Genomic DNA, 9,162 nt, shown 5'->3' with positions numbered 1-9,162 from the left:
TATGAGAATCTACTTGAGCAGCTATCAAGCTCCCCCAAAATCTAGCTAATAACTGAAATCGCAGAGCTTATTGGTTCTAGTTTGCTAGATCACTTGCTCATACTAAATTAAAAGGTTATCGGTTCGGACAATTTTGCTGCGAGGCACTAGCACACCTGAATGAAGTAAAGTCCCTAGTAAATCTGATGAAGTGGCAAAACTTGGCGTTTTCGAAAAAAAAATCCGTAAGCTTGTAAATTGTAGGAACGCCCCACGCGAAGGGGTGGATTACAGACCGCACCAAGCCTCGCTTGGATTGGTACCACGCAGCTTTATCGACCTAATTAACAGCGATGGCACCAAAATTGATGGTTTTTGAGCTTGATGGTTACTGCACGGCACAAAGAAGTTAAAAATGCTTCGCTTAGCGGCCAGTAGCTCTATTTGCGGTGACCGACCGGCACTTTCAAAAAAGGAGAAGCGGTCTAAGTATTATAACTTTAGAAGTCAGAATAGACTGACTGAAAGTTTAAAATAATTAGATCTTTCATAATGTTAAAACGCATTAGTTTAGTTTTTTTTGGGGACGGAGTAGCTAAAGCCCTAAATCTTGCAGCTACTCTTTATATTCTGAAGATGTTGAACGTTAGTGACTACGCTAACTTCACAATTCTTTTTGCCTCAGTCATGCTCTCATATCAATCAGTTTGTGGAGTTTTTGAGCGTTTTTATATTTCAGATTACAAAAACTTTAATGATATTTATTTCACTGCTAGTCTTATGTTGGGCACACCCGTGCTCATTATCGGATACTCATATTTAAATTATGCAAATTATGAAATTGTTGTTGAATTTTTTTTAATTGGCTATATTTTCTTTTTCTTATTTCAGAGTTTAAGGATTTTCTATCAGAAAGCAGAGTTTTTCAAAAGCTTCGTAATAACAGATTTTATAAGAAATATTGTTTGGCTTAGTTTTTTGCTCGTTTTTTGGTTGCTAAATTTAAATTTAAGTTTTAATTTGGTGGCCTTGTCATTTGTAGCATCCGCCGCTATATCGGTAATTTTTATTTTTTTATTTGGAATGAAAAATATAAATGTTCCAAAAATATATATTTCACCTTCTTTGATAAAACAGAGTTTATTTTATTTAAAGGACCGAAACGAATTATTCTTATACGCGTTAGCTGCTGGTTTTTTTCCTTATATTCCAGTAGTTGCATCAATGCTGTTATCCTCAGAAAATGTAGTTGCATCATATGGAGCTGCAATGCGGTTTCAAGCTATATTTTCAATGTGCATATACTCTTTGCACGTTGTATTCTTGCCACGGATTGTCGGACTCAATTCAAAAGAAGCTATTGCGCTACTGAAATCATTTTACCGGAAGCTACCATACCTTATTATCGGAATGTTTGTTGTCGCCTTTATTGTTATTAACTTAATTGATATTCTTGATTTGGATAAGTTCCAAGGATTAAAAACCTGTTTCTTATTTTTTGCGGGATGTTCCATTTTGTCAATGTCCTCGACACCGGCTGCAAGCTATCTTTTATCGAATAAAAAGTACAGAGTTTTGTTTTCTGCAATGGGGTTAGGCCTCTTAGTAGTAATTATTTTAGTGCCGTTAATGTTAATGGTTAGCGAGTTTTATGGAATATTAGGCGCATTGTTGATTGCGTATTTAGCTATTTGTGTGTTTTTGTTAATTGGTGCGAGCCAGGTAATTCATGAAAATATTAATAATTAATTACTATTTCGAGCCTGTGATAGGTGCACACGCATATCGGTGGTCACAAATTGCGAAAGAGTGGGCTGGACGTGGTCATGAAGTAGAAGTTATTTCTGGACGTTTTGAAAAAAAGTCTATATATGATAATGATGGCGTTCTAATCAAACGAATTGGTATTGTTAGGACAGAAGGAACTGAAAGTGATTCAGAATATTCTGATCCGTTTAAAGTCAATAGCTTTTTATTTTTGACAAAGTTTAAAGTACGTTACCTTCTAAAGAGGGTATATCGAAAAATATATTGGCCAGATGGACTTTGGCTTTGGCTTCCGTCATTGCTGCTAGAGCTTTTTAAGCGAAAGAGCAAAAAATACGACCTTATCATTAGTTACTCACCCACATTTTCAGCTCATCTAGGTGCGTTATTTTTTAAAAAAATAAGTTGTTATAGGTCTGCTTGGATCGCTGACTACGGTGATCCATTCTCACTTTCCAGCACAATGCCACCTAATAATTTGAAATTTTATGCACACTTAAACAATTGTGTAGAGAGTGCAGTCATTAAATCGTGCCAGATTGTTAGCATGACTAATAAAGATACATTGATCGCTTACAAAAATAAGTTTAAAAAATCTTCTGATAAAATAATATGTATACCTCATTTAGTGGACATTGATAAGTTTTATTCTAAACAAAAATTAAAACCAAAAATAAATAAAAATTTCATTAGATTTATATATGTTGGGGGGTTTCATAAAGATATACGCGATCCCAGCTTCATGTTGAGTTTCTTTTGTTTATTGGAAAAGGCTGGTTTTAATTTTACTCTTGACTTGTATGGACCATTGAACGGATTTGAAATTGAGAGCAAGGGACCAATTCGTCATCATGGTATAATATCAAGATCAAGAGCGATTGAAGTGGTTCAATCGGCTGATTGTCTCGTCAATGTAGAAAATATAAACTGTTTTATGACGCCAAGTAAATTGGTTGAGTACGTTGCGACAGGCAAGCCAATTTTGAATTTTATTCAGGATAATTGTTCAGAGTTACTGTTAGAATATGAAAATAGTGGGTTCGTTTTTAATGCTCGTGATTGTGGTGTTGTTTCAGATTTTATGAGATGGATTGAAGCTGTCGGTTCTCTCAATACTCATGAGTCGGTTTTTAATTATGTTGGGGACAATTCACTAGTTAATATTTCTGAAAAATACTTAGAGTTAATCGATGAGATTTAGTTACGGGCTTGAAGTCAGCACTAGAGTATTAATATTTTCGGCTTTGATCATTGGTTTTCAGGTAGTTTTTAGCTTTGAGTATTCTTTAGGTTTGTTGACAAATAAATTTATCAACATTCCAGACCACGAATTTTATTATACAAATATATCTTCGAGTAATTTAATCGGAGCTTTTTCCTCATTTAATAATTTTGTAATAGTCAAGATCTATGGTTTCTTTTATGCGCATGGATTTAATGTTGAGTTAATTTCTTTTTTTATAAATGCATGCGTATTGATTTTTTCTTACTGGCTGCTTGAGTTTATAATTTATTTTAAAACAGGTCGATTTTTTCAGCCTCAATATTTAATTACTTTGTTTGCAATATTTCAATTTTCAGTGCTTATAAACAAAGACAGTTTTGCTGTTCTTTTTTACATATCTTTGATGTCTTATGCTTTGACAAACAATAGACGTTTTTTGTTAATATCTATTGTTTTGATCCCGATTAGAATTCAGTTTTTATTTATTTTTATTTGCTTTATTATATTCCAATATCTACAAAAAAAAAGTTGGACTTTCATTTTATTGGGGGTTCTGTTTTTTTACTTTTTGGGCGGGATGGCTTCAGTTTTTTTAGAACGATCAGAAGTAATATTAGGACATCAGAATTATAATTCTAGTGGCTTGGCCTATCTTATTTCATGGTTGAACGAGAAATATTTTATTGGGTCGATTTTATTTAATTTCGTAAAGCCGATTCAGTATTTTTGGGATTTAATGATTTCTTTAAGTGTTCCGGGAAGTGTAATATCTTTTCTGGTTTTTTTTGGAAGATTTTCTGCTATTTTACTTATATCTATTAATTTTTACAGAATTTTAAGCATTATCTACATGCCATGGAAATTTAGAAATTACGGAGAGTTGCTTGCTTTAAATGCGCTCGTAGTATCGTTCTTTTTGATTTATATAATATCACCTGTTGTAAATTATAGATATTTATTGGATTTTTTCCCAGTGATTCTAATTGCAGTTATTCTACATAGAAGAAGATACCCATTAAAAATCAGGATTATATGAGAAGTTGGAGAGGGGCCAGTAATTGAAGATAGTGATAAATGCGCTTTCGGCTAGATTGGGCGGTGGTCAGACGTATCTTAAAAATATTCTAAAATATATGCCGGAATTTGATGACTTAGAAGTGCTTTTAATAGCTCCAGAAGGTGTCAATTTTCCATGCAATAAAAATGTTACGAAGTTCTACACTAAATGGCCAGTTGAGAATCCACTTTCCAGAGCAATCTGGGAGAAGTTGGTATTACCGTTTTTATTAATCAAATGGAATGCGGACGTTTTTTTCTGTCCGGGAGGTGTTGTAGCCTCTCATGCGCCAAGTTCTTGCCGGGTAGTTACGATGTTCCGGAATATGATTCCGTTTGATAAGAAGGTCAGAGAGGCCGTGCCGTTTGGGTTTCAGAGATTGCGGAATATTATTTTATATCAAGTCATGTTAAAGAGCATGAGCCAGGCAGATTTGACGATATTCATTTCCGACTATGCGCGGGGAATCATTCAATCCCTTAAGGCGATCCCGAACCCTGTCACAATACCCCATGGTTTGAACGAGAACTTTAGGGTCAATGACAGAGTGTTGGATCGTCCCGCCTCGGTTCCGACAACCGAATACTTGCTCTACGTATCACGGTTTGAGACGTATAAACACCATCGAGAGGTTGTTCGCGCATACGCCGGGTTGCCGGAACAGTTCCGAGATCAATACAAGCTGTTGTTGGTTGGAGAAACGAATATGCCTGAAGCGGATGCGGTCGCGGGAATAGTTGCCGAATTAGGCCTGTCGGAACAGATTGTTTTTAGTGGGGCGATTGAATACGAGCGGCTTCCAGCAGTTTACCAACACGCAAAATTAATACTCTTTGCGTCATCGTGCGAGAACTGCCCAAATATATTACTCGAAGCGCTAGGGTCTGGGCGTCCCGTTCTTTCATCCAATGTTGATCCTATGCCTGAATTTGGAGGTGACGCGGTTGAATATTTTTCGCCGTTTGATCCAGAGAGTATTTCGAATGCCATGCGTAAAGTGCTCTCCGACAGTTCGCTTGAACAACACCTCGTATGTCAGGGAATGAAAAGAAGTGAGCGGTACGACTGGTCAAAAACTGCGACTGAAACCTGGTCTCGGATTCTCAGTCTGAAGTAATTCAGTTTCGAAATTTTTAACGGTTGGAACATCGCATTGAAATTGCTCGTACTTAGCCAGTATTTCTGGCCTGAAAATTTTATTATTAATGATTTGGTCAGAACGCTGGTTGCGCAGGGTCATTCAGTCACTGTTGTCACCGGCAAGCCCAATTATCCGGATGGGGTAATTTACAGTGGCTACAAAGCGGGAGGTGTAGAGAAAGAATACTTTGCCGACACTGCGGAGGTAATTCGCATTCCAATCTGGCCCAGGGGTAAAGGGGGCGGGCTCAATCTCTTGCTCAATTATCTTTCGTTTATCGTTTCGGGTTGGTTTTTGCTGCCTTGGCTTCTCCGTAAGCACGACTTTGATGCAATTCTGGTTTTTGCACCTTCCCCCGTAACGCAGGTAATTCCTGCATTTCCCATCAAGTGGCTAAAGGGTGCCAGGCTCGTTCTATGGGTCCAGGACCTTTGGCCAGAAAGTCTGGAAGCAACAGGTTTCGTTCAAAACCGGGTCATGCTGAGTCTGGTAGGAGCAATGGTGCGGCTTCTTTATGCTGGTTGCGATAGACTATTGGTTCAGTCCGAAGCGTTCATCAAGCCGGCTTCCTTTTATGCGAAAAAAGAAAAAATCCATTATTACCCCAATTCAATTAAAGAATTTACACATGAGAAATCTCAGGAACTCCCTTCGCCGTTGGTAGAGATCCTGGAGAGCAACTTCTGCTTGGTGTTTGCAGGTAATCTCGGTACTGCTCAAGCACTGGATACGATTGTTGATGCGGCTAAAGCGCTTAAGAATGAAACCCATCTAAAATTGGTCCTGGTCGGGAGCGGCAGTCGCTCGGCTTGGTTGACGGAGCAGAAAATAACATTTGGCCTGGATAATCTGGTTCTGCCTGGTCGTTTCCCCCCGGAGGCCATGCCGGAAATCTATCGGCGCGCTTCTGTACTGTTGGTCTCGTTGACGGACAAGAAGGTTTTTTCCCAAACGATTCCAAGTAAAGTGCAGGCGTATTTGGCTGCAGGTAAACCAATTATAGCCTGTATGAATGGAGAAGGAGCCCGGGTGGTGAAGGAGGCCTCAGCTGGTTTGGCAACGCCAGCTGAACAGGTGGGGCCGTTGCTCGATACAATACGCAAAATGCATTCTCTGGATGAAACCGTGCGCGCGGCCATGGGGGCTGCGGGCCGTGAGTACTTCAGGAACAATTTCGAGATGGAGCAACAGGCGAAGCGGCTCGTTTCATTGCTTCTGGAGAACGAACTGGACGAGGGGAGTTGAACATGAGGATACTGGTGTTAGGCGTGACGGGCATGTTGGGGAGTGCCGTGTTTAAAACTCTTGCTCAAGATGCGTCCCACGAGGCGTGGGGAACACTTCGTAGTGGTGCCGGACTGGCTTATTTCACCGAGGCCGATCATGACCGGTTAATCGCTGGAGTCGATGTGCTGGACCATGATTCGCTTGTTCAGGTGTTTAATCGGATAAGACCGGACGCTGTGGTTAACTGTGTCGGCTTAATCAAACAGTTATCAAATGCACAGGACCCGTTGATTGCACTGCCCATCAACTCAATGTTCCCACATCGATTGGCTAGGCTGTGCGATCTGGCAAAGGTGAGGTTGGTACATATAAGCACAGACTGTGTGTTCTCCGGACGTAAAGGTCGCTATTTGGAAAGCGACGTATCCGATGCCGAGGACCTTTATGGCAAGTCGAAATATATTGGGGAGCTGCATAGTTATCCGCATGCAATTACCTTAAGAACTTCGATTATCGGTCAGGAGTTGTCATCAAGAAACGCTTTAATCGATTGGTTCCTGGGTGAAACGGGAAGTATCCGCGGCTTTTCGAAAGCGATTTTTTCTGGCTTGCCGACGGTTGAACTTGCCAGAGTGATCAAAGATTTTGTCTTACCTGACAAATCCCTTGCGGGTTTGTATCACGTCGCGGCGGAACCTATCTCGAAGCTGGATCTACTGAGATTGGTTGCCGATGAATATGAGAAAGAGATAGAGATACGGCCAGATGATTCTGTTGAAATTGACAGATCGTTGAATGGTCATCGTTTCAGTGCTGCGACAGGCTATGTGGCGCCTGGCTGGCCTGAACTTATTCAAACAATGCGGCAGGGTGTTTGAGAAAAAAGTTCATGGGCTTGGGCCTCGCTGCCTTCTCCAACGCATAGGAATTTTGAGATTTTGGAATTAAAATATGTTTGAAAACAAAGTATTAATGATCACTGGAGGAACCGGTTCCTTCGGTCATACGGTGCTGAAGCGGTTTCTAAACACGGATGTCCGTGAGATCCGAATCTTCAGCCGAGATGAAAAAAAACAAGAAGACATGCGGATTGAATTAGCCAATGACAAGGTGAAATTTTACATTGGTGATGTGCGTGACTGCTCCAGTTTGAAACAGGCCATGGTGGGCGTGGATTACATATTTCATGCTGCGGCTTTGAAGCAGGTGCCGTCGTGTGAATTTTATCCCATGGAGGCCGTGCGTACGAATGTAATTGGAACGGAAAACGTGTTGAATGCGGCAATCGATTCCGATGTTCAGAGAGTCGTAGTGCTAAGTACAGACAAAGCGGTGTACCCAATCAACGCCATGGGCATATCCAAAGCCATGGCTGAGAAACTGGTTGTTGCAAAGTCCAGGAGTATTCCAGACGGCGGTCCGGTCGTCTGTTCAACACGCTATGGCAATGTGATGGCTTCGCGAGGGTCGGTCATTCCTCTGTTTATCAGCCAGATCAAAGCTTCTCAACCAGTAACCATTACTGATCCTGAAATGACCCGCTTTCTTATGTCATTGGAGGATTCAGTTGATCTGGTGCTGCACGCATTCGAACATGCTGAGCAGGGTGACATCTTTGTTCAAAAAGCCCCAGCGTCTACGGTAAGAGACCTTGCCCAAGCTCTTAAGGAGCTTTTTTCGGGTGAAAGTTCTGTCCGGGTTATTGGTACCCGGCATGGTGAAAAGCTTTACGAATCCCTGATCTCGAGAGAGGAGATGGCGAAAGCAGAAGATATGGGTCGTTATTATCGGATTCCCGCAGATAACAGGGATCTGAACTATAAAAAGTACTTTGTAGAAGGCGAAGAAAAAATTTCTCAGGTTGACGATTACACCTCGCATAATGCTGAAAGGCTTGATGTTTCGGGTATCAAAGGGCTCCTTCTGAAACTTGAGTATATAAAGGAGCAGCTCGATGCTTAAGGTAATGTCCTTGGTTGGAACTCGACCTGAATTGATCAAAATGAGTCGGGTTATTGCTGAGTTGGATAAGCAGGTTAACCATGTGCTGGTTCACTCCGGGCAAAATTATGATTTTGAGCTGAATCAGGTTTTTTTTGACGAGTTGGAGATTCGTAAACCAGATCATTTTCTTGGTGCCGCCGGCGAAACTGCGGCGAAAACGATTGCAGAAGTCATTTCCAAAGCCGACGAAGTACTGGAGCTCGAGAAGCCCGATGCCATTCTTTTTTACGGTGACACCAACACCTGCCTTGCAGTCATAGCCGCAAAACGCAGAAAGGTGCCAGTATTCCATATGGAAGCGGGCAACCGGTGTTTTGATCAACGTGTGCCGGAGGAGCTCAACAGGAAAGTTCTTGACCATCTCAGTGATATTAATCTTGTGTTGACAGAGCATGCCCGACGTTACTTGATCGCCGAAGGTATTAGACCCGAGACGATCATAAAAACTGGTTCGCACATGCAGGAAGTTCTCGAATATTATCAGCCTAAGATAGATCGTTCAGATGTTATTGGGCGCTTGGGGCTGGAAGCGGGTAAGTTTTTTCTTATAAGTGCCCACCGCGAAGAGAACGTCGATACCCCTCAAAATCTTCGGGATTTGTTGGAGTCCTTGGAGGCTCTTTCCAATGAATATGGATACCCCGTTATCGTTTCAACACACCCCCGAACAAGAAAACGGTTGGAAGAATTGGGAGAAGTGGTCAGCCATCCATTAATTCAATTTGTGAAGCCATTCGGATTACTGGATTACATGAAGCTTCA

The 9,162-nt window shown here is 41.0% G+C and carries 8 protein-coding genes; all 8 read left to right on the top strand.

The features are described 5' to 3' along the window. The first annotated feature begins 531 nt into the window (after positions 1-531). Positions 532-1,728, top strand: a complete 1,197-nt coding sequence (locus GRX64_RS13665; RefSeq protein WP_166268191.1) for a polysaccharide biosynthesis protein — start codon at positions 532-534, stop codon at positions 1,726-1,728. Further along, entirely contained in the window at positions 1,709-2,947 is a 1,239-nt protein-coding gene (locus tag GRX64_RS13660) for a glycosyltransferase family 4 protein (RefSeq protein ID WP_166268189.1), read from the top strand. The genes GRX64_RS13665 and GRX64_RS13660 overlap by 20 nt, the downstream gene beginning before the upstream one ends. Then, on the top strand, positions 2,937-4,007 hold the full coding sequence (locus GRX64_RS13655; protein WP_166268187.1) for a hypothetical protein: 1,071 nt from the start codon (positions 2,937-2,939) through the stop codon (positions 4,005-4,007). The genes GRX64_RS13660 and GRX64_RS13655 overlap by 11 nt, the downstream gene beginning before the upstream one ends. Before the next feature lie 31 nt (positions 4,008-4,038). After that, on the top strand, positions 4,039-5,145 hold the full coding sequence (locus GRX64_RS13650; RefSeq protein WP_235937680.1) for a glycosyltransferase family 4 protein: 1,107 nt from the start codon (positions 4,039-4,041) through the stop codon (positions 5,143-5,145). A gap of 36 nt (positions 5,146-5,181) precedes the next feature. Next, complete coding sequence (locus tag GRX64_RS13645) at positions 5,182-6,414, top strand: glycosyltransferase family 4 protein (protein WP_166268183.1); 1,233 nt, start codon at positions 5,182-5,184, stop codon at positions 6,412-6,414. Positions 6,415-6,416: 2 nt separating this feature from the next. Then, positions 6,417-7,274, top strand: a complete 858-nt coding sequence (locus tag GRX64_RS13640) for a dTDP-4-dehydrorhamnose reductase family protein (protein ID WP_166268181.1) — start codon at positions 6,417-6,419, stop codon at positions 7,272-7,274. 73 nt (positions 7,275-7,347) lie between these two features. Then, positions 7,348-8,358 carry a polysaccharide biosynthesis protein gene (locus GRX64_RS13635; RefSeq protein ID WP_166268179.1) on the top strand — a complete coding sequence of 337 codons (1,011 nt, stop codon included), beginning with the start codon at positions 7,348-7,350 and terminating at the stop codon, positions 8,356-8,358. Next, the coding region (locus tag GRX64_RS13630) for a UDP-N-acetyl glucosamine 2-epimerase (protein ID WP_166268177.1) at positions 8,351-9,162 on the top strand (812 nt) is incomplete at its 3' end. The genes GRX64_RS13635 and GRX64_RS13630, both read left to right, overlap by 8 nt.

The organism is Marinobacter caseinilyticus (assembly GCF_011074955.1).
Lineage (GTDB): Bacteria > Pseudomonadota > Gammaproteobacteria > Pseudomonadales > Oleiphilaceae > Marinobacter > Marinobacter caseinilyticus.
The sequence above is the reverse complement of the archived record's forward strand: the minus strand, read 5'-3'. Positions and strand labels throughout refer to the sequence as shown.